Origin of the sequence: Paraburkholderia sp. C35 (assembly GCF_003121405.1) — a bacterium.
In the GTDB taxonomy this organism is placed as follows: domain Bacteria; phylum Pseudomonadota; class Gammaproteobacteria; order Burkholderiales; family Burkholderiaceae; genus Paraburkholderia.
In genome coordinates this window covers 63,014-89,120 of the sequence record NZ_QBUY01000007.1, presented here as the reverse complement: position 1 = coordinate 89,120, position 26,107 = coordinate 63,014, and the positions used below count along the sequence as shown (strand labels likewise).

20 protein-coding genes and 1 pseudogene are annotated in these 26,107 nt (G+C 60.0%); 16 read left to right on the top strand and 5 right to left on the bottom strand.

Features of this window, described 5'->3' with window-relative positions; genetic code table 11:
* Positions 1–41: 41 nt before the first annotated feature.
* Positions 42–773 carry a FadR/GntR family transcriptional regulator gene (locus DK391_RS06895; RefSeq protein WP_109477253.1) on the bottom strand — a complete coding sequence of 244 codons (732 nt, stop codon included), beginning with the start codon at positions 771–773 and terminating at the stop codon, positions 42–44.
* Positions 774–1,006: 233 nt separating this feature from the next.
* Between DK391_RS06895 and DK391_RS06890 the strand changes: the two genes are divergently transcribed.
* The 15 genes and pseudogenes from DK391_RS06890 (at position 1,007) to DK391_RS06820 (ending at position 20,065) form a co-directional block, all read left to right on the top strand.
* On the top strand, positions 1,007–2,110 hold the full coding sequence (locus DK391_RS06890) for a mandelate racemase/muconate lactonizing enzyme family protein (protein ID WP_109477252.1): 1,104 nt from the start codon (positions 1,007–1,009) through the stop codon (positions 2,108–2,110).
* Positions 2,111–2,209: 99 nt separating this feature from the next.
* On the top strand, positions 2,210–3,151 hold the full coding sequence (locus DK391_RS06885) for an AEC family transporter (RefSeq protein WP_109477251.1): 942 nt from the start codon (positions 2,210–2,212) through the stop codon (positions 3,149–3,151).
* A 137-nt stretch (positions 3,152–3,288) separates the two neighbouring features.
* Positions 3,289–3,765 (top strand): heme-binding protein, encoded by a 477-nt coding sequence (locus tag DK391_RS06880; RefSeq protein ID WP_239482731.1) that lies wholly within the window; start codon positions 3,289–3,291, stop codon positions 3,763–3,765.
* 855 nt (positions 3,766–4,620) lie between these two features.
* A complete protein-coding gene (locus DK391_RS06875) occupies positions 4,621–10,194 on the top strand; it encodes a discoidin domain-containing protein (protein WP_239482730.1) in 5,574 nt (1,857 codons plus the stop codon).
* Positions 10,195–10,307: 113 nt separating this feature from the next.
* Complete coding sequence (gspG, locus tag DK391_RS06870; RefSeq protein ID WP_239482739.1) at positions 10,308–10,730, top strand: type II secretion system major pseudopilin GspG; 423 nt, start codon at positions 10,308–10,310, stop codon at positions 10,728–10,730.
* An 84-nt stretch (positions 10,731–10,814) separates the two neighbouring features.
* Positions 10,815–12,002 carry a type II secretion system F family protein gene (locus DK391_RS06865; RefSeq protein ID WP_109477248.1) on the top strand — a complete coding sequence of 396 codons (1,188 nt, stop codon included), beginning with the start codon at positions 10,815–10,817 and terminating at the stop codon, positions 12,000–12,002.
* A pseudogene (locus DK391_RS06860) lies at positions 11,999–13,687 on the top strand (GspE/PulE family protein). The gene DK391_RS06865 and the pseudogene DK391_RS06860 overlap by 4 nt, the downstream one beginning before the upstream one ends.
* Entirely contained in the window at positions 13,680–14,480 is an 801-nt protein-coding gene (locus DK391_RS06855; RefSeq protein ID WP_109477247.1) for a hypothetical protein, read from the top strand. Before DK391_RS06860 ends, DK391_RS06855 begins: the two are co-directional and overlap by 8 nt.
* Positions 14,477–15,028 (top strand): PilN domain-containing protein, encoded by a 552-nt coding sequence (locus tag DK391_RS06850; protein ID WP_109477246.1) that lies wholly within the window; start codon positions 14,477–14,479, stop codon positions 15,026–15,028. The genes DK391_RS06855 and DK391_RS06850 overlap by 4 nt, the downstream gene beginning before the upstream one ends.
* Positions 15,025–15,612 (top strand): GspMb/PilO family protein, encoded by a 588-nt coding sequence (locus tag DK391_RS06845; protein WP_109477333.1) that lies wholly within the window; start codon positions 15,025–15,027, stop codon positions 15,610–15,612. Before DK391_RS06850 ends, DK391_RS06845 begins: the two co-directional genes overlap by 4 nt.
* The gene (locus tag DK391_RS06840; protein WP_109477245.1) at positions 15,609–16,133 is read left to right on the top strand and encodes a hypothetical protein; all 525 of its coding nucleotides are present in this window, start codon (positions 15,609–15,611) and stop codon (positions 16,131–16,133) included. Before DK391_RS06845 ends, DK391_RS06840 begins: the two co-directional genes overlap by 4 nt.
* A 26-nt stretch (positions 16,134–16,159) precedes the next feature.
* Positions 16,160–18,655: a secretin N-terminal domain-containing protein gene (locus DK391_RS06835; RefSeq protein ID WP_239482729.1), complete on the top strand. Its 2,496-nt coding sequence runs from the start codon at positions 16,160–16,162 to the stop codon at positions 18,653–18,655.
* The gene (locus tag DK391_RS06830) at positions 18,652–19,155 is read left to right on the top strand and encodes a type II secretion system protein (protein ID WP_109477243.1); all 504 of its coding nucleotides are present in this window, start codon (positions 18,652–18,654) and stop codon (positions 19,153–19,155) included. The genes DK391_RS06835 and DK391_RS06830 overlap by 4 nt, the downstream gene beginning before the upstream one ends.
* Positions 19,156–19,160: 5 nt before the next feature.
* Positions 19,161–19,547: a type II secretion system protein gene (locus tag DK391_RS06825; protein WP_204117303.1), complete on the top strand. Its 387-nt coding sequence runs from the start codon at positions 19,161–19,163 to the stop codon at positions 19,545–19,547.
* Positions 19,548–19,549: 2 nt separating this feature from the next.
* Complete coding sequence (locus DK391_RS06820; protein WP_109477241.1) at positions 19,550–20,065, top strand: type II secretion system protein; 516 nt, start codon at positions 19,550–19,552, stop codon at positions 20,063–20,065.
* Positions 20,066–20,081: 16 nt separating this feature from the next.
* Here DK391_RS06820 and DK391_RS44180 read toward each other — a convergent pair whose 3' ends face one another.
* The 3 genes from DK391_RS44180 to DK391_RS06805 all read right to left on the bottom strand — a co-directional run bounded on the left by DK391_RS44180 (position 20,082) and on the right by DK391_RS06805 (position 23,871).
* A complete protein-coding gene (locus tag DK391_RS44180; RefSeq protein WP_162600715.1) occupies positions 20,082–21,854 on the bottom strand; it encodes a hypothetical protein in 1,773 nt (590 codons plus the stop codon).
* Between the two features lie 187 nt (positions 21,855–22,041).
* Entirely contained in the window at positions 22,042–23,280 is a 1,239-nt protein-coding gene (gene flgE / locus DK391_RS06810) for a flagellar hook protein FlgE (RefSeq protein ID WP_109477239.1), read from the bottom strand.
* A 66-nt stretch (positions 23,281–23,346) separates the two neighbouring features.
* A complete protein-coding gene (locus DK391_RS06805; protein ID WP_109477238.1) occupies positions 23,347–23,871 on the bottom strand; it encodes a hypothetical protein in 525 nt (174 codons plus the stop codon).
* 916 nt (positions 23,872–24,787) lie between these two features.
* Here DK391_RS06805 and DK391_RS06800 point away from each other — a divergent pair.
* Positions 24,788–25,447: a VOC family protein gene (locus DK391_RS06800; protein ID WP_109477237.1), complete on the top strand. Its 660-nt coding sequence runs from the start codon at positions 24,788–24,790 to the stop codon at positions 25,445–25,447.
* Between the two features lie 270 nt (positions 25,448–25,717).
* Here the strand turns inward: DK391_RS06800 and DK391_RS44175 are convergent, their stop codons facing one another.
* Positions 25,718–25,891, bottom strand: a complete 174-nt coding sequence (locus DK391_RS44175) for a hypothetical protein (RefSeq protein WP_162600714.1) — start codon at positions 25,889–25,891, stop codon at positions 25,718–25,720.
* Positions 25,892–26,107: the final 216 nt, after the last annotated feature.

The following is a 26,107-nucleotide window of genomic DNA, read 5'->3' as shown; positions in this document are numbered from 1 at the left end:
TTCGTCGCCGATTCGCGCTCCGTCATTAACGTCAAATACCTTCAAAAGAACGAGATGTCGTAGCCGAATCGGGAAGCCGCAGCCACGATATGTTGTCCCATCACGGCGCGCGCGGCGACCGGGTCTTTGTCTTTCAACGCCTGCAATAGCGTTTCATGTTCGCCACGCGCCGCGTTCGGAATATTTCCGAACAAAGGTCCCTGTCTGGCGAAGTTGGCGGCGATCAGTGTTCGCAGGGGCTCGAGTACCAGACGGATCATGGCTTCGAGGTAATCGTTGCCCGCAGCAGATGCTATCGCGCGATGGAACTCGAGATCTGCGTTGACGGTGACTGCACTTGGCTTGTCTTTGAAGCGCATCCGTTCGATGGCCTCTTCGATTGGCTGCAGTCGCCTGGCCGTCATGCGTGTGGCCGCCAACGCGGCAGCCTGACTCTCGAGGACGGCTCGGACCTCAAACATATTGCGGATCGTGTCGTCGCCTTCCAGGAGCGTGGTGTTCATGTTCGGAAGCGGCTCAACGGCTTCATGCGTTGAAGCGACGAATGCCCCAATGCCTTGCCGCGTTTCAATCAGCCCCTGCGTCCGCAGGCTCGCGATGGCCTCTCGCACCACGTTGCGGCTGACGCCGAAGTTCTGTGAAAGAAACTGCTCTGTAGGCAGGCGGTCGCCCGGGCGTAACCGGCCGGACTGGATTTCCTCGCTCAGCGAGCGGGTGATGTGTTCCGCGAGGTGGGGGCGACGCTCGACACGTTGGACATTGAGCTCTTTCATGGTCAATCGTATGTGGTCACTTGTACTCATATTCTACATCTAGTCGAACCGGTCACCCAGCCAGTTCGCGCACGTGTAAGCCAGCCTGGACGGGGTTCTCATACTTCATATGATAAAAAGAACAAGTATGTTCTGTTGCAGGACAACGAGATGTGAACTATTATTCATTCCGTTGTAGGACAAGTTGTTGCGTCGATCAGGTACCACCCCGTCCAACGGAGGAACGTTCACAAATGAAAATTGCAAGCATCGAAACCATTCCCCTGCGCATTCCGTTTACGACGGGCGGGCCGTCGGCAGGCGGGGTATGGGGGCCGAAAGACCTGCAGGTGGTCGATTCGCTCGTCGTGAAGGTCACGACTGACGATGGCACCGTTGGCTGGGGTGAAACCTTCGGCTTCACTGCGATTCCAGCCGTCAGGCTAGTGATCGACAACATCCTCGCGCCTGAACTGATCGGCCGCGATGTCGCGCTGCGCGAAAAGTCGATGTTCGAATTGCAGAAGAAATTTCATGTGTTCGGCCGCAGCGGAGCGTTTATCTACGGCTTGTCGGCGATCGATATCGCGCTATGGGACATCGCAGGCAAGGCGGCGAATCAACCGGTTCATACGTTGCTCGGCGGCGCGGAGGCGACCTCGCTCGCGTGCTATGCGAGCCTGATCCGCTATGCCGACCCGGAACTGGTCGCACGCAATGTGCGGCGGGCGGTGGAGAGCGGCTATCGGCATCTGAAGCTGCATGAGGTCACGTTGGAAACCGTGCGCGCCGCGCGCGAAGCGGCCGGCCCCGACATCGAAATCACGCTCGACGTCAATTGCCCGTGGACGGTCCGCGAAGCGCTCGATATGACGGAGCAGTTTCGACCTTTTAATCTGCGCTGGATCGAAGAGCCCGTGTGGCCGCCAGAAAACTACGCGGGCCTCGCGACAGTGCGCAAACAAGGCGGCATCCCTGTCGCAGCTGGCGAAAACGCGTCGACCTTGATGGACTTCCAGCATCTGCTGGAGGCTGGTTCCGTCGATTTCATCCAGCCGAGCCCCGCCAAGATGGGCGGCATCACGGAACTGCAGAAGGTCTTCGCGCTGGCGAACGCACACAACGTGACGGTTATGGTTCACACGTTCTACGACGGCCCCGGCCTGCTTGCCAGTGTGCACGCCAGCGCGGCGCTCGGCGGTCCGAAGTCGCTGATCGAATGGCGCTACTTCGATCTCGAAGCGCAGCTCTACGGCGACGCGATCATTCCGCGCAACGGACGGATAACGGTGCCGCAAGGTGCAGGCCTGGGCATCGAGCCAGATCCAGACGTGATACGCGACTACCGCATCAAGTAGCCACGGCTTACCAGGTCGGTGCAGGACGTCCTGAACCCGGTGCCGCGCTGGCGTCGAATCATTCACAAACCATAAAACAATGAAGGAGCAAGGAGAATCATGCTGGACAGGATCGTTGGACCTTTAGTACCTGTTGCTATCGTCATCGCGCTTGGCTACATCGCGGGAAAGCGTGGGCGCCTGAATCACTCGGACAGTCTGCTCATCAGCCGGCTGGTATTAGGCTGGATATTTCCCGCACTCCTGCTCGTGGGAATGGCGAGCACGCCTCGCTCGCAACTGTTCGACTTCAGGTTCGTATTGGCGACCTTCATCGGCATCATGGGTATGTACCTGATCGCGTTGCTGATTGGATGGTGGCGTCTGCGTGAGCTAAAGGCCGCGACGCTCAAAGGCTTCGTGGTGGGCTATCCCGATGCTGCATTCATGGGGATTCCAATTCTTCAGGCAATGTATGGCACAGGCAGTATCTACTCGGTGCTGGTTCTTAACCTCATCGCCAGTCTTGTCATGATTCCGCTGACTGCCACCTTGCTGACCGTGGCAAGCGGACAGGGCAGTGGTGCTCAAGCTTTTCTTTCCAGCGTGAAGGGCGCTGTGCGCCGCCCGCTGCTGTGGGCGCCTGCGATTGGCATCGTCTGCTCGCTGCTTCAGATCAAACTTCCGCCGCTTCTCGCCGATGGGTTCAATCTTCTCGGCAAGGCGACGCCAGGTGTTTCGCTGTTGTGCCTGGGGCTGATCATGTCGTCTCACAAGCTCAAGCTCTCGAATGAAGTTTGGGGAAATCTCGGATTGAAGCTCCTCGTCCATCCCGTCTTGATGTTCGCCGCAACGATACTTCTTGGCGTGCGCGGGCTGTACGCACAGCAAATGATTCTGCTATGCGCGTTACCTTCCGCGACGATTCCCGCCATGTTTGCCAATGAGGCCGGTACTTACCAAAGCGAGGCGGCCACTTCGATTCTGGTCAGCACAGTACTGTCGATCGTTACGTTTGCCGCTGCGATCTACCTCATCGACAACGGGCTTGCAGCTGCCTGAAGCCGGGTAACGACTCCTCGAAAGCATCCGGTCTCTCCTATCAACTGAAGCATTTGCGTGGTGCAACGCATGCGCCACACGGAGTCAACATGAAAATGAAACTTCTGGGTCTGCTCGCTGCGTCCTGCATGGCATCGATGTCTGGCGGCACCGCTCATGCTGAAACACCAGCACCTCAGATCGGCTACCGCATACCGCTGGATCTCGCCTATGACGCGGCCAGAGAAGCAATGCGCGTGTGTGAAGCGAAGCACTATTGGGTTACTGCAACCGTCGTCGATATGGATGGCGTGCCGCAATTGCAGTTACGTGGAGACAAGGCAACGGTTCATACGGGTGAGTCGAGCTTCCGCAAGGCTTTTACTGTCGTAACGTTGGGGCCGGAATTCAATTTCGATCGGTCGAGTGGCTTTTTCGAGCTGATGAAAACGAGTCCCTATGCGCCTCAACTGGCGACGGTCCACAACGTCATGGCGTTGCCTGGCGCAGTGGCAATCAAGGTGAACGGTGAAATCGTGGGTGCGCTCGGAATCGGTGGCGCGCCGGGCGGCGACAAGGATGAAGTTTGCGCCGCAGCCGGCGTCATGGCGATTGCAGACCGTCTGCCGCACTGAACATTGAAGAGTCGAGTCGCCATCTCGACAGTCCCATCGCTTCCCATGCCTCACTTCCGCTCGATTCTTCAGAGACAGTGTTCGATGTCAAGGCTGATCAGCACGGCGCTGCTTTTCATCGAACCGTCGATTCCAGTTTCTGACCGGCTAGTACACAGCACCGACGACGCATTGCTGCGATCAGATACTGTTTCCCAATATGCAACGCCGCGTTGACCGAAACGTTATTGCGTTAAAGGTTGGATAAATGTCTAATCCTCGACCGTAAGACGCAGTGTGGGCTCATTGAAAGATTGCGCTAAATGGCATTTGACGAGAGGAAATGTCCTCTAAAGAAAGTCTTAAACGGCGGCTTAAAATTTGAAATAGTTCGTAACATCGCCGTCACATAAGTAAAGAAGAATGCTGCGCCAACGACCAGATTCAGGCGTTGTGTAGAACGGTAAGCGGGCCGAAACCAGGCACGAGTCAGAGAAGAAATACAAGGTATTCCGCACGCAATCGGCTATTGGGTGCAGGGATACATCAATACATAAAGGCCATGAAAATTTAAATAGTGGGATTGGGGCGTCTTTAAGCAAGCGTATTCAAATTGAAGAGCAAACGTTTGCTTATCATTTGGGATGTTCTGTAATCAGAAAAGTGGCGGAGTCGTACTCTCCGATGCAAAAGGTGCGCGTGTTGCGCCTCAGCGTCGGCGAGCGTGTCTGCTCGTGCATCTGATCGCGCGGGCGGCGTGAACATCGAGCCACATCGATTCAAAGAAAGACCGGAAAGAACGACAAGGAAACCATAATGCGCTTCAGCGTACGGTTGTTTACGGGGCAGCTCATAAGCTGTTTAGTTGTACTTTGGATGATGTTGCTTTGCATTGCGACTCACGCTGTCGCCAGCGAAGCGCTTCCGCCCTCCAATCACATCAGGATCAATCTCGGCGCGACGCCGTGGAAGTACATCAAAGACTCAGACGATCCCAACTCGATGCAGCCGGGCTTCAACGACTCTGCATGGCAGCAGGTTGGTGTTCCACAGACACCATCCGAAAACGATACCTTCCTTAACTGGCATTCGGGTGGCGATCAGGCATATCTGACGGGCAATATCAACTGGTACAGAAAACACTTCACGCTCGATCCGTCCTTTGCGACGCGCAAGATCTATATCGAGTTCGAAGGCGCACACACGGGCGCGCAGGTCTTTATCAACGGGACATTCATTCCCGGCAACAGCCAGATCAATCCAAACGCGACGCACGTGCTCGGCTTTATACCGTTCATCGTCGACATCACGAACTATGTGAAATTCGACGGCACGGATAACGTGCTGGCCGTGAAGGTTGCCCGCGGCGACAAGTTCTTCGAATCGCCGAATTTCGCAGGCGCATTCCGTTTTGGTCAGGACGACACCGGGCTGTTCCGTCCCGTGTGGATGCACATCACGGATCGTGTGCACATTCCCGAGAACATCTATGCCGTGCTCAACACATGGGGCACGTATGTCGCAACGGTGGCCGCGAGCCCGTCGTCCGCGACAGTACGCGTGCAGACCAACGTCCTAAACGAGTACTCGACGGACCAGAAGGTGACGCTGACGACTCAGATCGTCGACGCGGGCGGCACCGTCGTGGCTACCGCACAGGACACGCGCAACGTGGCCGCCAACGCGCAACCCGGCTTGCAGCCCACGCTGTTCGATCAGGTAATGACGGTGAGCAATCCGACACTCTGGTACCCGAATAACAGCATTTACGGCAAGCCATACCTGTATCGTGTGATCCACTCCGTCAGTATCGACGGCGTCGTGGTCGATACGGCCGAAACCCCGCTCGGCATCCGCACGATCACGTGGGACCAGAACTTTCCGATCATCAACGGGCACCCGCACTATCTGTGGGGTGCGTCGGGGCGCTACGACTATCCGGCGCTCGGTTCGGCCGTGCCGCCGGAGTTGCAGTGGAAAGACCTGAGCCTGCTCACGCAGGCGGGCGGCAGTCTCTACCGCCCGGGTCATTCGAGCCAGGGCCGGGAATTCCTCGATGCCGCCGATGCCTATGGCGTGATGACGGTGCAGCCAAGCGGCGAGGGCGAAGGTGGGTTCGCCGTGATCTGTACGGACAAGACCGTTGCAGGCGATCAATGCATGACGCAGAACAACATCACGCTGAAGACGGAACTGCATCGCGACATGATCGTGCACGATCGCAATCACCCTTCCGTGCTCGCCTGGGAAGCCGATAACGGCGCAACGGATACGGCGTTCGCGCAATCGCTAAAGGCGCTTTCGCAGGTGTGGGATCCGATCAATACGCGCGCGCAGGCCGATCGCACACCCAACCCTAACAACGGCGATATTCTCGGCTGCAGTGGCGACGGCTGCGACATCAACATAAAGAAGACTTTCCCGAATTCACCCGTTTGGGGCTCGGAGTACTGGGGCGATGGAATCGGCCGATGGAAGTACGATTTCGAACTGGCGTTCGCCGCGCCGTATCTGAAGAACTGGGTGGAGAGCGTGGCTGGCAAGTCGTTCGGCATTGCGCACTGGTATCTCGCCGATACGCCGGGTGAAATAACCACACAGACAGATGGCGTCCCGAATGACTCTGTGCGTAGTAATGGCGCGTCGATGATGGACGCAAACCGTCTGCCGCGCCTGATCTACTACATCTATCAGGCCGCGTGGACGCCGTTCGAGATCAAGCCTGTCGTGAAGCTCGCGCATACGTGGAATCGCGCGGGTTCGGTGACGGTCAATGCATTCAGCAACTGTCCCGCCGTGCGGCTGCGCCTCAATGGCGAACTGATCGGCGCGGACCAGACGCCGAATTCGCCGTCGACTGAACCGACGGATATCACGCAGAACACGACGATGCTGCCCACGCAGGTTCACTGGGACAACATCCAGTGGGCACCGGGCACGCTGACGGCGGAATGTCTCGACAACAACCGCCAGGTCGCCGCGTACGATACGCTGGCGACGGCCGGCCCTGCCGATCATATCCAGTTGACCGTCGAGCCGGAGCTGGTCAAGCCGAACGGCGAATCCTTCGCGGTCACTGCCAATGGCACGGATGCCGCGGTCATCACGGCAACCGTGGTCGACGCAAACAATGTGCGCGTGCCGGATGCCTCGCAAACCCTGACGTTCAGCGTCAGCGGCCCCGGCACGTATCGCGGGGGCTCGGATCATGACGTGACGCCGAATCAACCGCTGTCGTACCACGCGCCGGGCGACCCGAATCTGTCGGTCGAAGGCGGCATGACGCGTATCGCGGTGAAGTCGCAGTTCACGCCGGGAGCGGTCACGGTGACGGCAACCGCTCCCGGTCTCGGCAGCGGCACGGCCACGTTCAACGTAGTACCGACGAACGCGCAGCAAGCCTTCAACGGCAACGCGCTGGTGGTCGGCCCGCAGCAGCCGAGCCCGCTGCGCATCATCACGCAACCGGCCGATCAGACCGTTACGCAAGGGCAGAGCGGGCAATATTCTGTGCTATCGGCAGGCACTGCGCCCATCGGCTATCAATGGATGAAGAACGGCGCGCCGATTCCCGGTGCGACCGGCTACACGTACACGACGCCTGCCGTTCAGACGGGAGACGACGGCACGACGTACAGCGTCGCGGTGCACAACGCGAACAGCAGCGTGACCTCGCGTGTCGCAGGCATGAGGGTGGTGCAGCCCGCTGCGCCCGTCATCGATACTCAACCGGTGCCGCTCAGCATCACGGCCGGGCAGAGCGCGGAGTTCATCGTCGCGGCACACGGCTCGCCCGTGCTGTCGTATCAGTGGCGCAAAAACGGCAACCCCATTCCCGGCGCGAACCAGCCCGTGTATGACACGCCTGCCCCGCAGCCCTCGGATAGCGGTTCGGTGTTTAGTGCCGTGGTGACGAACAGCGCCGGTACGGCCACCTCGTCGGATGCAACACTAACAGTGAGCGTCGCGACGCCGCCCGTCATCGTGTCGCAACCGCGCAGCGTCAGCGTGCCGTTTGGCCAGAGCGTGAGCTTCAACGTGCTCGCCAGCGGTTCCGCGCCGTTGAAGTATCAATGGACCAAGGACGGCAAGCCGTACGGCACGAACTCGGCGAGCATCGCGATTGCGTCGGCACAAGGCGGCGACGGCGGCAACTACGCTGTCACGGTCACGAACAGCGCAGGCAGCGCGCAGAGCGACCTCGCCACGTTGACGGTGAGCGGCGCGGACAACAGCAACCTCGCACTCAACGCGAAGGCGATGTCGAGCAGCGACCAGAACGGCGGTCTTGCCGCGCAGTACGCAGTGGACGGTTCGGTTGCATCGCGCTGGTCGTCGGCGCCGGAGATCGATCCTTCGTGGATCACGGTCGATCTCGGCTCGATCCAGACCTTCAACAAGGTTGTGCTGATGTGGGAGAACGCGGCAGCATCGGCGTACAAGATCCAGGTGTCGAACGACAACAGCGCGTGGACCAACGTATTGCCGAACGATCAGATCATCGCAGGTCACGGCGGCACGGAAACGACGATCTTCCCGAGCACGTCGGCACGCTATGTACGCATGCTCGGCCTGCAACGCATGACGCAGTATGGTTACTCGCTGTTCGAGTTTCAGGTGTTCGACTCGCCGCAATGCGGCGGCGCGACCGAGCGCTTCACCTTGCTGGGCGCGAAGCCGGGCACGTGGAATTCGACCATTGCCGGTCTGCCGTCGGGCCCGTATGTGCCGAACGTGAAGGACAACGTCAGCGGTCTGGTGTGGCAGCAGTACTACACGACGTTCCCGAATCAGGGTGCGCAATTCACGCAGACGGTCGCGAAGCAGTATTGCGCGGCAGTCGGCATGCGTCTGCCGACGCAGAACGAAGCGTTGACGGTGGCGCGCGCGAACTTTGCAACCTGCGCGTTCCCGGCACCGTGGGGCACATGGACGTCGACAGGCGTGCAGGATGCGCCGACGCAGGCTTATCTCGTGTTCTCGTCGGGACAGTCGACGCCTGGCATCATCGACAACACGCCGGGCTGGTCGCTGTGCGTGCAGGGTAATGCGGCGGATGCGCCTGTGATTTCGACGAAACTGGCGGACGTGGCGGTCAGCGAAGGGCAGGCCGCGCAGTTCTCGGTGGGCGTCACGGGTACGGGGCCGTTCTCGTTCCAGTGGCTGCGCAACGGCGCAGTGGTGGCGATCACGAGCAATCCGGGCTACACGACGCCGCCCACCACGATCGCAGCCGACAACGGTGCGACGTACAGCGTCGTCGTGACCAACGGTGGCGGCAGCGCGACGAGCGGGACAGCAAAGTTGATCGTGACGGCCGCAACGGGCGGTAACGACGGCAACAACGGCGGTAATGGCGACAACGGTGGCAATGGTGGTGACGGTGGCAACGGAGGCGTGCCGAGCGCCAACCTCGCACGCGGCAAGGTCGTGACATCGAGCGGTGCGCAGGACGACGGCTATGCGGCCAGCAACGCAGTCGACGGCGACCTTGGCTCGCGCTGGTCGTCGGACTTCAACGACAACGCGTGGATCACGGTGGATCTCGGTCAGTCGACGCAGTTCGACCGCGTCGTGCTGAACTGGGAGAACGCATACGGCAAGGCGTATCTGCTGCAGGCGTCGAACGACAACCAGAAGTGGACCAACATCATCCCGCAACGCACGGGCGCAGGCGGCGTCGAGGACATCTCGCTGCCCGTCACGAACGCACGCTATGTGCGCATGCAAGGTGTTCAGCGCGCGACGCAGTACGGTTACTCGTTGTTCGAGTTCGAAGTCTATAACTCGGCGGCGACGCCGAAGCTGATCGTCACGGCGACAGCGGGCGCGAACGGCGCAATCAACCCGTCGGGTGAGGTGAACGTGATTCAGGGCGGCTCGCAGACGTTCACGGCGCAGCCGGCGGCGGGTTACGGCGTGGGTTCGATGACGGTCGATGGTCAGAACCTCGGCGTGCAGTCCACGTACACGTTCACCAACGTCATCGCGACGCACAGCATCAGCGTGAGCTTTGTGCCGTTGTCGGCGAGCGTGAATCTGGCGCTGAACCGGCCGGCCACATCGAGCGGTGACGAGAACGGCAACACGCCGCCCACGGCAGCCGTAGACGGCAACACGGGCACGCGCTGGTCGTCGCAGTTCGTCGATCCGTCGTGGATCGCCATCGATCTCGGCTCGGAGCAGACCTTCAACCGTGTGGTGCTGAACTGGGAGAACGCGCACGCGATTGCGTACCAGATCCAGACGTCGCATGACAACGTGGACTGGTCGAACACCGTCTACACGGCGACGGACAGCAAGGGTGGGGTCGAAGACGTGTCGTTCCCGAACACGACGGCGCGCTATGTGCGCCTGTACGGCACGAAGCGTTCGACGGCCTACGGCTACTCGCTGTTCGAGTTCGGTGTGTACAACAACGTGACGTCGACGCAGCAGGCGCGTCAGTGATGCTGTCCTAACGTCGTATGGACGTCCGCCTTGCGGGCGTCCAACTTTTGAAGGAAGTACCGATGCAGTCCGTAACACATAACTACGCGAGCGGTGTCTCGCACACGCGGCGCATGCGGCGTGCGCGCATATCGAAACAGGGCGGATTTACGCTGCTCGAACTGCTGGTGGTGCTGGTGATCATCGGCATGCTGGCGGCGCTCGTCGGGCCGCGCTATTTCGCGCAGCTCGGCAAGTCGCAGGCAACCATCGCGCGTGCGCAGATCGATGTCTTCACGAAGTCCATCGATAACTTCCGGCTCGATGTCGGCCGCTATCCCACCGCCGACGAAAACCTCTCCGCGCTCGTCGTCAAGCCCGCCAACGCGGACAAATGGGCAGGACCTTATCTGAAGAAGGAAGTGCCGCTCGATCCGTGGGGCCATCCGTACGTGTATCAGGTGCCGGGCGCGAAGGGCGACTATGCGGTGATCTCGTACGGACGCGACGGCCAGCCGGGCGGGTCGGGCGAAGACGCCGACATCAGCAGCGAGTGACGCAATACAGGTAGTGCGACACGTGCCGACATGGCACGCGTCGCAACGGGGAAGCAGACCATAACAGGCCAGTAGCACAGCACCATGCCGTATGAAGTCAGGGCGCTCTCGCCCGATAACCAGATTGTCGCGCTCGTCATCGATGCGCAGAACGAAGACGATGCGCGACGCCAGGTTGAGGCGCGCGGGCTGCACGCGACGCAATTGCGCGCATTGCGCACATTGCGTTCAGCAAAGGCTTCGCGCGGTGGCATCTCGCTCGTGCTGTTCAGCCAGGAACTGCTTGCGCTGCTGACGGCGGGTTTATCGATTGTCGAAGGTCTGGAAGCGCTGGTGGAGCGCGAAGGCAACGCAAGGCTGCGCGGCATTCTGCAGCGGCTCCTTGCGGGTCTGCGCGAAGGCAAGCGCTTTTCGAGTCTGCTTGCCGAGCAGCCGGACGTGTTTCCGCCGCTGTACGTCGGCATCGTGCGCGCGGCCGAGGGCACCAGCGACTTGCCACGTTCGCTCCAGCGCTATGTCGACTATCAGGCGCGTATCGATACAGTGCGCAACAAGCTGATCAGTTCCGCGATCTACCCGAGCATCCTGTTCGTGGTGGGTGGCGGCGTATCGACGTTTCTGATCGCCTTCGTGGTGCCACGTTTCGCGACGATCTATGAAGGCACGGGCAGAAGTTTGCCGTGGATGTCGCAGATGTTGCTCGATTGGGGCAAGTTCGCGTCGGCGCATGGACTGCCGTTGCTTGCCGCAGCCGTGGCGATCGCCACGGCTGGCGGGGCGGCCGTGCGGGTCACGATTGCGCGAATTGGGCTCGTCAGTCTGTTGGGCCGCATTCCGCTGCTTGGTCCGCATCTGCGCATCTATCAGCTGTCGCGGCTCTATCTGACGCTTGGCATGCTGCTCGAAGGCGGTATTCCGATCGTGACAGCCATGGAAACGGCGGGCGGAACGATATCGCCCGCACTGCGCGAAGGAGTGCTGCGCGCGCGGGCCGCCGTTCAGGCAGGCGCGCCGTTGTCCAGTTCCTTCCATGCGGAAGACCTCACCACACCGATTTCGTTGCGCATGCTGCGCGTCGGCGCGCGTTCGGGTGAACTCGGCACCATGCTTACGCGATCGGCGGCGTTTTACGACGGTGAAATCAGCCGCTGGATCGACCGTTTCACGCGCATGTTCGAACCGCTGCTGATGTCGGCGATCGGACTCGTGGTCGGCACCATCGTCGTGCTGCTCTATATGCCGATCTTCGATCTCGCGGAAGGTTTGTCATGACCGCGCGCGACCACATCGAGCCGTTGTTGGACGCCGCCCTGCTGGCGCGCGCACGCGCCGCAGCCGCCGCGACGCAGCGGCATCTCGTCGTCGAACTGGAAGCGCTCACGGGCATCGAGCCGCGTCAATTGTTGCAGGCGCTCGCACAACTGCTCGACATGCGCGTGATCGAGACGGCCGACATGCTGACGTTGCAACCCGCATTCGACCGCGTGCCTTTGTCGCGTGCGATGCAACGCCGCTGAGTGTTGCTGCGCGACGCGGGTGAATCGTACGTCGGCGTCGTAACGAGCCCGTTCGATCTCGATCTGCAAACCTGGCTTGCCGCGCAAGCGGGTACTGCAATCGATATCCGGCTCGCGCTGCCATCCGAGCTTCAGGCTTATCACGCGCGCATGGAGGAATCGACGCGGGCGATCGACAGCCTGGTGACTCATGGCGATGCAGCACAGGCCGAAGGCCGCACGGCGCAGGTGCTGTCATTCGAGACGGTCAGCGCGGCTGCCAGCCCCGCCGTGAAGCTGGTGAATTCGACGCTTTACGACGCATTGAAAGCAGGCGCATCCGACATCCACCTCGAAAGCACCGCCAGCGGCCTTGCGCTGAAGTATCGCGTGGACGGTGTGCTCGACGCGGCGGCAACGCTGAACGGCGTCGAAACTGCCGAGCAGGTTATCTCGCGGCTCAAGGTTCTGGCGGAACTCGATATTGCCGAGCGGCGCGTGCCACAGGACGGCAGCTTCCGTGTGGCGGCGGGCGGGCGCGACATCGATTTGCGCGTGTCGATCATGCCGAGCATTCATGGCGAAGACGCCGTGATCCGGATTCTCGACAAGCGCGCAATGATCGAAGCGTATGGTTCGCTGACACTTGAAGCGCTGGGGTACGACAGTGAATCGCTGGTGGCGCTGCGTGCGCTGGCCGAAGAACCATACGGCATGCTGCTCGTCACAGGGCCGACCGGCTCGGGCAAGACCACGACGCTCTACGCCGCGCTCACGGAGATCCACAACGGGCGCGACAAGATCATCACGATCGAAGACCCCGTCGAATACCAGTTGCCGGGCATTTTGCAGATTCCCGTCAACGAGAAAAAAGGGCTGACGTTCGCACGCGGTCTGCGTTCGATCCTGCGTCACGATCCGGATAAGATCATGGTCGGCGAGATTCGCGATCGCGAGACGGCGGAAATCGCCGTCCAGTCCGCGCTGACGGGTCACCTTGTGCTGACGACCGTTCACGCGAACAACGTGTTCGACGTGTTCGGCCGCTTCAGCCATATGGGCATCGATCCGTATGCGTTCGTGTCGGCGCTCAACGGCATCTGGGCGCAGCGTCTGATGCGCGTGAACTGCACGCACTGTGCCGCGCCGTACGTGCAGACCGATGCCGAACTCGCGCGCCTTTCGCTGAGCCGCGCGGATGTCGCGGGTTTCGATTTTCGCCAGGGGATCGGATGCGGCGACTGTCGAGGCACCGGTTATCGCGGGCGCCGCGCGATTGCGGAAATCCTGATTCTCGACGACGAGATCCGCGACATGGTGGTCGAAAAGCAGCCGATCCGCGCGATCAAGGACGTGGCGCGCAAGAACGGCACGCGGCGCTTGCGCGATGTCGCGTTGAATCTGGTGAGACGTGGCGAGACCACGCTCGCGGAAGTCAAACGGGTGACGCTCAATGCGTGATCGACTGAAACGATTCTGGCCGCGCGGACATTGCTGTCTGCGACTGTCGCGCGACGCAGTGTCGGTGCTGCGCGTGAGCGGCTCGCGAAATTCGACGCCCGTGCGCGTCGCTCATCCGATGCCAGCGTTGGTGGATGCAACGCCCGATGTGCTGGCCGTGCCAATCACTGCGGTGCTGGATACGGCGGGCGTCGCTCGCTCGCCCATTCACGTAACGATCGACGACGATCTGGCGCGCTATTTCATCGTTACGCCTCCCGCCAACAGTACACGCATGCAAGACTTGCGAGCCGCCGCGGGTGTGCGTTTCCAGCTGCTTTACGGCGAGTCGCTCGCGCACTGGCAACTGGCAGCCGACTGGCATGCGGTGTCGCCGTTTCTGGCCTGCGCCGTTCCGCAGCGACTGCACGCAGCGTTGCAACTGGCAGTCGATGCGCAGCGCAGCTGTCTCGCTTCCGTCATGCCGGACTTCGTGACTGCGTGGAATCGCTTGCGGCGTCGGCTCGGTGCCGATGCGTGGGTCGCGACACTCGGCGACAACGCGCTGACACTGGGTCTTGTCGCCGGCACGAAGACCGCTCGTCTCGCCGCAGTACGCACGATCACGCTTCCCGAAAGCACTGCGACTGCTACCTGGCTACGCGATCAACTGACGCGCGCGGCGCTGCTCGACAACGTGTCGCCGCCTTCCGCGCTCCATATCCATGGTGTTCCACGCGATGGCTGGCAGGCAGATGCGGTAGGCCTGAATGTGCAATGGCATCACGCCGGTAAGCGCGACCCGAAACAATGAAACGTCTCCATATCGATCTCGCGCCGTTCGGCTGGCGTCGTGCGCTGTACCGTCCGCATCCTGCCGCGCGTCTGCTGACGGTGATGGCGCTGCTGATGTGCGTGATGGCGGGACATCGCGCGTACCGGCTGTTTCTCCACCTCGATTCACTTCAGTTCGAAGCGGCGCGCCTGGCGTCACGTGCGGACCGCTCGGCCCACGCTGCGCATGGCGCCAGCAACATGCCCATCGACGCGAAGCAGGCAGCTGCCGTCAATGCCGCAGTGGCAAGGCTCAACCTGCCGTGGGGCCGCATTCTCGATGCTGTCGAAGCCGCGACGCCCGCACCCATCGCATTGCTGTCGATCGCGCCCGAACCGGCGCGCGCGCTGCTGAAGATCGAAGCGGAATGCGCCAGCAGCAAGGACATGATCGACTATCTGACGCAACTGGAGCAGCAACCGCTGTTCGAACGCGTGACGCTGGTCCGGCACGAACGGATGCGCGATGGCATGGACAGCGTGATCCGTTTTCAGGTCGAAGCGCAGTGGCGAAGGGTGGAATCGTGAGCTTGCCGAATCTTGCGCGCGTGCTGTTGCAGCTGCGTCTCACGTTTCGCCGATGCGGCGTGGACGCGCTGCTGGCGGGCGTGCTCTTACTCGCGGCGGCCTCGCTATGGCTCGCGCTGTTGCCGTCGCTCGCGGCGCGGATCGAGCAGCAGACGCGTGCAGTGACGCTCGCTCGCACTGCGCCGCCGCCGAAGCCGGTCGTGACCGCACCTGCGATGGCCGCAGCGCGTCTGGCGGCGTTCTACTCGGCATTGGGCGACGCGGCGCACAGCGAGCAGATCGTCGAGCGCCTGTTCGACGCTGCCGAAGAATCGGGCGTCACACTGGACAAAGCCGAATACAAACCGGCGCGTGATACGGCGGGGCGCTTCGAGACCTACACGATCGTCTTGCCGGTGAAGGGCGACTATGCACGTCTGCGGCGCTTTTGCGAACGGGTATTGCTAAGTGTGCCGTATGCCGCGCTCGACGACATGCGTTTCAAGCGTAGTTCCGCCAATGACGCCACCGTCGAAGCAAGTCTGCGCCTGACGGTTTTTCTGCGTCCCGTTGCATCACCGGATACAGGCGAGGTGCGACGATGAAACGCAAGCACCTGATGCTCGCCTTGGCGTTTTTGCTCTGCGCAGGACTGCTCGCATTCGGCCAAAGGAATCCGGCGGAACAGGTTGTCGAGGCGATGCCGCGCACTGGCGCGCATGCCGCGACGCCTCCCTCGCGCGCTGCGAGTAACGATGTGGTTGGCATCGCGGCGTTGCGCGCGCGTGCCGAACTGATCGGCGCGACGAATGGGGAAACACATGCGCTGTTCGGCAGTCGCGCGATGGCGTCGCCGTTGCCGTCCGCCGCACCCGCCGGCGCGGAGATTCCACCGTTGCCGCCCGAGCCCGCCGTCCCCAGCATGCCGTTTACGTATCTCGGCAAACAGGGCGCCGAGGGCAACTGGGAGGTGTATCTGACGCGCGGCGACGAAACGCTGATCGTGCACGACCAGACGGTGATCGACGGAACGTATCGCGTTGATGCCATCCGGCCGCCGACCATGACGCTCGTCTACTTGCCCCTGAAACTGGTTCAGACCATGGATATCGGCAGTGCCGACTGATGAACGCAACCAAAGGAAGTGAATCGTTGGCTACGCCATTTGCAATATCGATTGCTATACGGAACTCGCGTAACACGCTGCGCGCGCTTGCGCTGCTGGTCGCCGTGCCTGTCTTGTTGACCGGTTGCGCGGCGGAACGCGCGTATCGCGACGGCAAGGATCTTGTCGCCCAGGGCAAGGTCGATGAAGGTCTGGCGAAGCTGCAACAGGCCGTCACACAAGATCCGCGCGACGCGCATTACCGCGCGGCATGGCTCGCGGAACGCGAGAACGCCGTCGCGCATCTCGATGAAGAAGGCGACCGTCTTGCCGCGAGCGGTGCGCGTGGGGCGGCGCGTAAATCGTACCAGCATGCGCTGACCATCGATCCCGCCAACGAACGCGCGCAGGCAGGCATCGCATCGCTCGACAACGCGGCGCGTATCGACGGTCTCGTCGAGCGCGCTGAGGCACTGGCCGCGAAGCAGGACACCGACAATGCGCGCGGTCTCGTCGCCAGGGTGTTGACGGAAGCGCCCGCGCATCCGCGCGCGCTCGCGTTGCAACGCAGGCTCGCCGCCGATACGGGCTTTCTGCGCGTCGAAGCCGCGCTGGCGAGCGCATATCGCAAGCCAGTGCGGATCGACTTCAAGGACGCACCGCTACGGCAGGTGTTCGACGTGATCTCGCGCAGCGCCGGGCTGAACTTCCTGTTCGACAAGGACGTGAAGACCGATCAGCGCACCTCGATCTATCTGCGCAACAGCACGATCGAAGCCGCCGTGCGCTATGTGCTCGCCACCAATCAGCTCGCGCAACAGGTGCTCGACGAGAACACGGTGCTGATCTATCCGAACACGCCAGCCAAGCTGAAGGACTATCAGGAACTGGCAGTGCGCACCTTCTTTCTGTCGAATGCCGATGCGAAGACGGTCGCCAATACGTTGAAGACGATCGTCAAATCACACGATGTCGTTGCCGACGAAAAGCTCAACCTCGTGATCGTGCGCGACACGCCCGCCGCGATAAGCATGGCCGAAAAGCTCGTCGCGCTCGAAGATGTGCCCGAGCCGGAAGTGATGCTCGAAGTCGAAGTGCTGGAAGTGCAGCGCAACAGCCTGCAGGATCTCGGCATTGCGTGGCCGTCGTCGGTCACCTTTACGCCAACGGCTGCGGGCAGCGCATTGGGCGCGATCGGATCGGGCAGTGGCGCGTCGGGTGCGTCGTACGGGTCGTCGTATTCGTCCGGCAGTTCGGGCGCGTCCCCCGCGCTATCGCTGCATGATCTGCTGCATCAGACATCGCGCAGCTTGGGTGTCTCGTCGATACAGGCGACCGTCAATGCGAACCGTCAGGATTCGAACGCGAAGCTGCTGACCAATCCGCGTATCCGCGTGCGCAATCACGAGAAGGCGAAGATCCTGATAGGCGAGCGCGTGCCGAACATCACCTCGACGGCGACTTCCACTGGCTTTGTTTCGCAGTCGATCAACTATCTCGACATCGGTCTGACGCTGAACGTCGAGCCGACCATCTATCTCGACGACACCGTCGGCATCAAGGTATCGCTTGAAGTCAGCAGCCTGCTGAACCAGATCACAGGTTCATCGGGCACGACTGCGTACGAGATCGGTACGCGCACGGCCAGCACGGTGCTGCAGCTGAAGAACGGCGAAACGGACGTGCTGGCGGGATTGATCGACAGCCAGGAGCGCACGTCGGGCAACAAGCTGCCGGGCCTCGGCCAGTTGCCCGTGCTCGGCCGCCTGTTCGGCGCGACGACCGACGACGACAAGAACACGGAGATCGTTCTGTCGATCACGCCGCATCTGGTGCGCAATATCCGCCATCCGGAAGCATCGCTCGCGTACTTCACGTCAGGCACCGAGACGAACATGCAGAGCATGATCAAGTCGAATGGGATCGTGGCGCCTGTGCCAGTCAACGGCTCGCCCGCGACGATGCAGGCTGCGGACTTCGGCGCGTCCGGGCCGCGTAACGGCTCGAGCATATCGCCGACGGGCGCGAACGGCGCGAGCACGGGTTCGTATGGCGCTGGTGCGGGAACCGGCGCCTATCTGGGCGGCGACGCGACACCGCTGGTCGGAGGAGGCGGCGTGCCGGGCACAGCGGAAATGTCGATTCAGGGGCCGCCACAGGTGAAGACGGGCGACTCCGTCACCGTCGCATTGCTGATGCAGGCGGACCAGCCTGTCACGAGCGCATCCGCGACCGTGAGCTACGACGTGTCGAAACTGCAATTCACCGGCGCGACAGAAGGCGATTTTCTCAAGCAGGGTGGCGCACCGACGAGCTTCTCGAACCGCGTGGCGCAGGGCGGCCAGTTGATTCTCGCCGACTCTGCGCCTGGAGGCTCCGGCGGATACGCGCAAGCGACGTTTGCCGTCCTGAGCTTCAAGGCGCTCGCGCCTGCCGCGCAAACGTCGATCCAGGTCCAGCCCGGTTCGGTGCTCGGCGCGGGTGGCATGTCGGTGACGATGCCGCCGCCGTCGGCGTACACCTTGAGCGTGGGCGCGCGATGATGGCCGCCATTGTGCGATCCCCCGCCGGGCGCGGGGCGGCCGGCTTCACGCTGATCGAACTGCTCGTCACGCTGGCGATTCTCGGCGTGCTTGCCTGCATGACCGTGCCCGTCGCGCAGGTCATGCGGCAACGCGAACGCGAGCAGGAACTGCGCAACGCGTTGCACGAGATCCGCGGCGCGATCGATGCCTACAAGGCCGCGAGCAAGGACGGACGCATTGCGAAAGAAGCGGGCGCGACGGGCTATCCGCCCGCGCTCGAAGTGCTGGTCGACGGCGTGAAGGACCAGACCGATCCGAAAGGGCACAAGCTGTATTTTCTGCGGCGTATTCCGCGCGATCCAATGAACCCTGACTCGCAGTCAGGCGATGCGACGACCTGGGGCAAGCGCAGCTACGCCAGCGAACCCGACGATCCGCAGGAAGGCGATGACGTATACGACGTATATTCGACGTCCACGGGCATCGGACTCAATGGCATTGCCTACCGCAGATGGTGAACCCGATGATGCGGCGCACGCGTGTTGCAAAAGGCTTTACGCTGATCGAACTGCTGATCGTGTTGTCGGTGATCGCGCTGATGCTCACGATCGCTTTGCCGAACTACTTCCATTCGATCGATACATCGAAGGAAAAGGTACTTGCGGAGAATCTGCTCGCAACGCGCGATGCAATCGACAGGTTTTTCGGCGATGCGGGCCGTTATCCGGACTCACTCGATGAACTCGTCGAGAAGCGCTATCTGCGCACGCTGCCAGTCGATCCCATCACCGAGAGCACGACGACATGGCATATCGTGCCACCCGACGAACCACTGCCCGGCAAGGTCTACGACATCCGAAGCGGCGCGCAGGGCGTGGACGGCAACGGTAAGCCTTACGAGGCACTGTAGCCATGCGCAAAACAAAAGCACGCGGGACGCAACGGGGCTACGCGTATCTCGCGCTGCTGATCCTGATTTCGATCATCGGCGTGGCGGCTGCCGCGACGGTACAGCTTGGCGCCGTCTATCAGCGGCGCGCGGCCGAACGGGAACTACTGTTCATCGGCGGCGAGTTTCAGCGCGCATTGCTCAGTTATGCGCTGGCGACGCCCGTCGGTCAGCCGAATCAGCCACCCACGCTTGAAGAACTCGTCCGTGATCCACGTTATCCGAATGTCATGCGGCATTTGCGCAAGCTCTATGCTGACCCGATGACGGGCAAGGCGGATTGGGAATTCGTTCGCTCGCCCGATGGACAGACGATCGTCGGCGTGCACAGCGCATCGCATGCACGCCCCATTCAGATCGCACATTTTTCTGGCGAATTTCGCGGCTTTGATGATGCAAAAAGATATAGCGACTGGGTGTTTGTCGCCCGGCCTTCTGAAGGGGTGCGAGGCAGCGTGCAATCAGTGGGGCCGCCATAGCGGTTCGCACCCGAATTCAGTCGGAAAATTTGACGCGAGCCTGATTGGCAATTGAGTCAAATGTCGCATTACGCCGTAGATTGTCGAAGCGGGCGTCGAAGTGCAGTGTGAGCACGATCGGGCTACGTTTTTTTCGCGCAAGACTCAGCGCAGCGACGCTCATTGGATAATCCCCGATCGCCACTGTGAGAAACGCGCGAGCGGCGCACGAAATCTGTTGGCTCTTTAGCACGAGCGTCGCATCGGCGGGGCGCCCTAACCACGCTGCTAACTCGGCAGTAACGATCCGATGCGCCTCGGACCCGGGCACGTGATTCAATATGTGCGTTTCGAGAAGTTCGGCCTTATCTAGTGCTCCGGAGAATACATATGCAAGGCCAAGATATCTGAGAACGTCAAGATTCGACTCGCGTTCCAGATCACTTTCGACCATCGCCGTCAAAGCATCATATTTGCGCGCGAGAAACAGCGTGCGGGCAATGTCTGCCTTGACAGACTGGGAGAAGGAGTCGAGGGAATATGCCTGATATAACTGACCGAGCGCTTCTTCGAAGCGTCCGTCGTATGAAAGCAGAAGGCCATGCAGATGGTGTGCACGCGCTATGTCTGCCGTGCCGAGTGCGATGCGAAGATGTGTCGACGCCTTCGTCCAGTTCCAGCGCAGCCAGCCATGAACGCCTGCGGCGGCGCAGTGGCCTTCGGAAGAAAGGGGATCAAGCGCCAGCACACGGTCAACGATGGGTTTGCCGACATCCCAAGCGGGTTCGTGCTCGAGCGCGTCAAGTCTGAAAAGCTCGATATGGCCATCCGCAATCGTCGACCAGAGCCGCGTGCAAGTTTGCACCTTGACGGCGGATGCCGTCATTAAGCGTATCGCGTCGCCTATTGCCGCTGGTCCCTGCCCGTCGATAGCTTGTCGTCCGCGCATAGAGAGGCCGAGGGAGCGCACCGCCGTTCGGCTGGGCGATACGTGCATTGCGCGTAGTGGCGAGTAGTCGAGTCGCAAACGTGCCGCAATACTGGTCGCGATCCGCTCTTGCTCAGATTCGACGTTTTCAGCGTCAACGTCGAATCGGGTTGACCAGACGACGAAGCCAGTGGAATCATGCATTTCGGCGGTAACCCGGTAACGCTCGCGAGAGCGACGTACGGCACCATGAAGGAAAACGTGAATGCCGCGTTCGCGCGCAATTGACGTGGACCAGGTCGCATCGTTACATGCGCGGGGAACGGCGTCGTGACCAAGGACACGAAATCCACGCGAAATACTTATCAGATATGCGAGTTCGTCAGTAAGCCCAGCAGCGAATTCAGCGGTTTGCGCACACGTCGTCACGCACCTGAAAGGAAGCACTGCGACTCCTGTACCTTCGCCATCGGTATAAAGATCTGTTGGCCTCTGTTGCGAACGCGATTCGGGGTGTCGCGATACTTGATCTGTGTTGTCGATGGAAACGAATGTCGGGGCGTACGATCCCGTCTGAAACATGATGCGAAAATTCGACGCAACGCCAGCCGTTTCATAATATTGCTTGAGTTTCGAACGCAAACGACGGGCTTCTACGCGAACGACAGAGTCAATACGAGGATCGTAACCGTGCGGTCGGTCGTAGACTTTTGTACCGATCAAGTATTCCTTGAGAAGATGCCCCCGTTCATTCAGTGCTTCATCAACAGCGAATCGAAGGAAACGCACTAGACGGGCGGAATTCGTGAAAAGCCTGTTTTGGGCAATCCGTTCGAGTTCTTCGGTGATGTATTGTGCTTTTTCTTCTGTTGCTAAACTCATCGAGCTACCTGTGGGGCACGGTGACTGTCCCAATATGTGCATATGCAGTCGCACGGGCTTCTGTCTGATGGATGTGCGTTGCGGACTTCCATGTTCGCTGGGGATTGCGGGCTACAAAGCACACAAGTGCATGTAACCCGCACGCGATCACGATTGCGCATCGATCGGTATCATCAGCCATTTCGGCTTACAGATTAATAAGCGTTTGGTCAACAGTCTGCTGAGTCTTGATCGATTGGGAATTAGCCTGATAATCGCGTTGCGCCGTAATGAGGTTGACCAGTTCACTTGTCAGGTCGACATTCGAGTTTTCTACGGCGCCACCCTGCAGTTGACCGTGATCGGTCGTACCTGGTGCAGCAACGGCGGGATTGCCAGATGCTGCCGTCTGTCCATAGATGTTACCGCCCAGATTTACCAGCCCGTTGGGGTTGGTGAAGTTCGCGAGCACTACTTGCCCAAGCGCCCGATTTTGTCCATTCGTGTACGTCCCGGTAATAACACCGTCTGATCCAATCGAGTAACGGCTAAGTTCTCCAGCAGCCCAACCATCATTCGTTGGCGGACTCGTCGGCCCCGATGCCTGGCCGAACTGTGTAGTACCGGTAAGGTCGAGAGTCAAAGGCTGCGTTGTCGCACCACCGTCCGCGCCGTTGGGAATGCTGAGTGAAAAGCTCGCCGGGCTGGGCGATGTGATATTGCCGCTATTGTCGAAGGTGACTGTGCCGAGATTGCCGTTGGCATTCGGGCCGACGGGAGCGGGCGGTGAACCCGTCGTGCCATACGCGGTCCACGAACCGACCGAGTTCTTGACGAAGTAAAGGTTGACGTCGTGATCTCCGCCGAGCGAATCGTAGACAGGCACAGTAGTCGTGGTCGTCCAGCTCGTTCCGTCGGTGGCAGAGAAGGGCGCGGTTGTCGGCACGGACGCTTGCGAGTTGAGATTGAATTGCACGCCGATTTTGGTCGTCGCCGCTGGCGGCATATCGCTTGTTGGAATAAAGAGCGGGACGACACTGCCCGTGTTGATCGTACCGTTAGCGTTTGCCGCGTAGCCCATCAGTTGGAGGCCGTCAGCGTTTGTGATCGCACCGTTCTTCGCCATAAAGAACTGGCCGTTGCGCGAATACACAGTTGTTCCGTTTTGCGACAGTTCGAAGAAGCCATTGCCGTTGATCGCAACGTCCAGATCCCGATCTGTCGAGGTGATCGTTCCTTGACTAAAATCCTGAGCGACTGTCGATACGCGTACACCGATACCCACCTGGTTCGTCACCGCCGTGGTCAGCGCGTTTGCATACATGTCGGCGAATTGCGCCTGACCTGATTTGAATCCGACCGTGCTGGCATTGGCTATGTTGTTGGAAACAACATCCAGATCTTTGGATGCACCCGCCAATCCGCTTAATGCCGTTGCGTAACTCATTGTTTTATCCTTTGGGGTGAGGTAAAGGGAACGCGTCCGCGCAATGGCGCCGATTCGTCGTGGCCTTCACTGGTTGCATACTTCTATGAAGACGCTGCTGATAAGAGGGGGAAAAGGAACTGTTGGCGAACCGCCGCCACCGACCTGGAAGCGCACCTGAATCGTGGTCGACATTGGTAAAGCAAAATGTTCGACGTCGAAATCCATTGTCTTCGCCATGCGTTCGCTGAAATACCTGAATTCGATCAACCCGATGAAATTCAGTCGCTTGTCGAAGAGATATCCGGTTGCCTGGATCGGACGTTTTGCTCTATCCGTACAGGTTACGCCTACGGTTATTCGTTTGATCAGGCTTAGCTCCTCTCCAGCGATACCTTTGAACGTTGGTCCTGGGTAATCGTGGTTCCAATCCACGATCGACACACTGCACGTAGCGAAGGACTTCCAGCCGTGTTCGAACGTGTGTGCATGAACGAGGTTATTGGGTGAAGGCAGCGTGTCCCGCTTCCCTTGACGCGAGGGATGAATGCAGTCCCAGTAAATGGCAGCGGGAAAGAAAAGTGGCTTGTAGCCGCGTCGGACCTCTTCCATGTAGCTCTCGTCGAACTTGATCGTGATTTCGGTTCGTTAATTATTGTTCTAGGAACATGGCTCGTATTTGGTCGAGGTCTACGCGCTTTATTGGCTATTTCCAGGCTTGTTGGATTTGGTGGCCATGCTTGCGGGAAGTGCGCCGCGTTTATCTCACGGTTAGTCGAAAGTGGCTAACGTTAGTCACGGTAGCGAAAACGGTTATTTGATGACGGTGGCCGATCTTCGGATCTAATGCGTTTCTGCTGCCGTCCGCTATGGCGTTTCCATTGTCTGTCGGACCCGCGCGAATATGCGACGAGGGCTGTGAGAATTAGATAACGGTTATATGTTTTATGCGGCGTGTCGCACGTGTCATTATGTTAAACATGACACGCGTGTCGCGTGCGGGCGTTATTAGACATTTTCTCGAAAGTTTCGCGAATCCGCGGGCACTATAGAAAACTTGGTGTTTCTGCAGCAGATTGATCCTGCCAGACCTAATTTTTCGATTGCATGGATCGTGATTGCGTCGGGGTTGAGAGCTAGGAGATGTGCGACGGATCAAGTACGACGCGCTTGGTCGCACAGCGGTGTAACAAGTGCTTGTGCGCTGATGAAGACGCCAAGTATCACCACCCTCGACTTTGTTGCTTGCCAAGCAAATCAACGTGAGCATTGTTGCCCAAAAGTTACGCCGTTCCCGATCAGACCCGATGCGGATAAAACAATGTCCACAACAAGGCTACTGGTCCTTTCCTCCGCGAAACAGTCAAACTGCGTAACCTTCGGAGACACGATTCGGCCGTCGCGATAAAGTTCGAAAGAAGCTTCGGAAAATTGGAAAAGACCGCTCAAGCACTTTGCTTCGGGTGCGGAGCCATATCTGCAGTTGCTTAATATTTTCATTTGATCGTTCAACCGTGAGGGAAGCATCATGAGCAATCAACAATCGCCCGGCGAAGCGGAGATCGGGGCCGAAGGCGGGCGCAAGTTCGACATGCGGCTCGAAGTGATCGTCATTCCTGTGTCGGACGTCGATAGAGCCAAGGAGTTTTACCAGAGCTTAGGCTGGAGGATGGATGTCGATATTGCGAAAGATGAGCAGTTCAGGGTTGTGCACTTCACCCCTCCAGGCTCGCACTGCTCGTTGCTCTTTGGCACAGGGGTAACCACAGCAGTGCCGGGCTCGGTACAGGGTCTCCATCTCATCGTGTCCGATGTGCAAGTCGCCCGTGCGTCGCTCGTGGATCGCGGCATCAATGTAAGCGAAGTCTTCCACGATGCTGGTGGTTTATTCCATCATGCAGGTGAGTATGGGCGCGTTCTGGGTCCGCAACCGGCGCGCAAGAGCTATGGGTCTTTTGCCGCGTTTAAAGATCCGGACGGAAATGAGTGGGTTTTCCAGGAGGTGACCACGCGGCTTCCTGGTAGAGTCGAGTCTGGGCCAGCGTTCTCGTCGGCAAGCGAACTCGAGGGTGCGCTTCGCCGGGCAGCGGCGGCGCACGGTGAGCACGAGAAAAAGACCGGCAAACACGACGAAAACTGGCCCGAGTGGTACGCAGAATTTATTTTCAAAGAGCAGACTGGGGTCTGAGACGTGCGGTATGGCGTTGCTCCGACGCGCAGCATGCATGCCTATACGCCGATCGCACGTTGACATCACGAGAATGCCTAGAGGCGCCCCCTGCGGCGAGCGCCTGTCCCGCTTACCGGATTGGAGTGTCTCCGCGTTTGCACCACGGATCTTACTGTCGAAAAGTGTTTGCTTGTTACGCTATTAAGATAACGTGAACTATCAAAGTGCGCCTGTCGACGTGATTTCCGATCTCACAGGGTCGTGGTCGGGTACGCTATACAGGCGGACTTACAAACGCGGAATAGCTGGCCTTATCTGTTCCTTACGCGGCATCAGTTCCTGATCAGACCGAGCACGACGCTTCGCGCTCTTTTCACACAGCTTGCCGATGACCAGTGGTATGCGGTCATTGCCAACGTTGTCGGCTTGCTGAATGCAGATGAAGCTGGCCACAAGATCCATTTATTGCTCAGCGAGACGAAGCGCGATACAGACGTTTATTGACTTGCTCGCTCGCCCACTGCTCAGGATGCGATACCAAACAACCCGTGCATCGACAGAAAACCCTCGGGGTCGGCTCGCTGGAATACTGCCTGCAGCGAGCCTTGCTCGCCGCTTGGCAGCACTTGCTTTCTGCCGCTCCCGCATTTGCCTGGTCCATCTGCCGTAATCGCTCTG

Excerpts from the sequence above, each read along its gene's own strand:
- DK391_RS06895 (WP_109477253.1), bottom strand. The coding sequence starts at position 773 with ATGAAAGAGCTCAATGTCCAACGTGTCGAGCGTCGCCCCCACCTCGCG.
- DK391_RS06890 (WP_109477252.1), top strand. The coding sequence starts at position 1,007 with ATGAAAATTGCAAGCATCGAAACCATTCCCCTGCGCATTCCGTTTACG.
- DK391_RS06885 (WP_109477251.1), top strand. The coding sequence starts at position 2,210 with ATGCTGGACAGGATCGTTGGACCTTTAGTACCTGTTGCTATCGTCATC.
- DK391_RS06880 (WP_239482731.1), top strand. The coding sequence starts at position 3,289 with ATGTCTGGCGGCACCGCTCATGCTGAAACACCAGCACCTCAGATCGGC.
- DK391_RS06875 (WP_239482730.1), top strand. The coding sequence starts at position 4,621 with ATGATGTTGCTTTGCATTGCGACTCACGCTGTCGCCAGCGAAGCGCTT.
- gspG (WP_239482739.1), top strand. The coding sequence starts at position 10,308 with ATGCGGCGTGCGCGCATATCGAAACAGGGCGGATTTACGCTGCTCGAA.
- DK391_RS06865 (WP_109477248.1), top strand. The coding sequence starts at position 10,815 with ATGCCGTATGAAGTCAGGGCGCTCTCGCCCGATAACCAGATTGTCGCG.
- DK391_RS06855 (WP_109477247.1), top strand. The coding sequence starts at position 13,680 with ATGCGTGATCGACTGAAACGATTCTGGCCGCGCGGACATTGCTGTCTG.
- DK391_RS06850 (WP_109477246.1), top strand. The coding sequence starts at position 14,477 with ATGAAACGTCTCCATATCGATCTCGCGCCGTTCGGCTGGCGTCGTGCG.
- DK391_RS06840 (WP_109477245.1), top strand. The coding sequence starts at position 15,609 with ATGAAACGCAAGCACCTGATGCTCGCCTTGGCGTTTTTGCTCTGCGCA.
- DK391_RS06830 (WP_109477243.1), top strand. The coding sequence starts at position 18,652 with ATGATGGCCGCCATTGTGCGATCCCCCGCCGGGCGCGGGGCGGCCGGC.
- DK391_RS06825 (WP_204117303.1), top strand. The coding sequence starts at position 19,161 with ATGATGCGGCGCACGCGTGTTGCAAAAGGCTTTACGCTGATCGAACTG.
- DK391_RS06820 (WP_109477241.1), top strand. The coding sequence starts at position 19,550 with ATGCGCAAAACAAAAGCACGCGGGACGCAACGGGGCTACGCGTATCTC.
- DK391_RS44180 (WP_162600715.1), bottom strand. The coding sequence starts at position 21,854 with ATGAGTTTAGCAACAGAAGAAAAAGCACAATACATCACCGAAGAACTC.
- flgE (WP_109477239.1), bottom strand. The coding sequence starts at position 23,280 with ATGAGTTACGCAACGGCATTAAGCGGATTGGCGGGTGCATCCAAAGAT.
- DK391_RS06805 (WP_109477238.1), bottom strand. The coding sequence starts at position 23,871 with ATGGAAGAGGTCCGACGCGGCTACAAGCCACTTTTCTTTCCCGCTGCC.
- DK391_RS06800 (WP_109477237.1), top strand. The coding sequence starts at position 24,788 with ATGAGCAATCAACAATCGCCCGGCGAAGCGGAGATCGGGGCCGAAGGC.
- DK391_RS44175 (WP_162600714.1), bottom strand. The coding sequence starts at position 25,891 with ATGGATCTTGTGGCCAGCTTCATCTGCATTCAGCAAGCCGACAACGTT.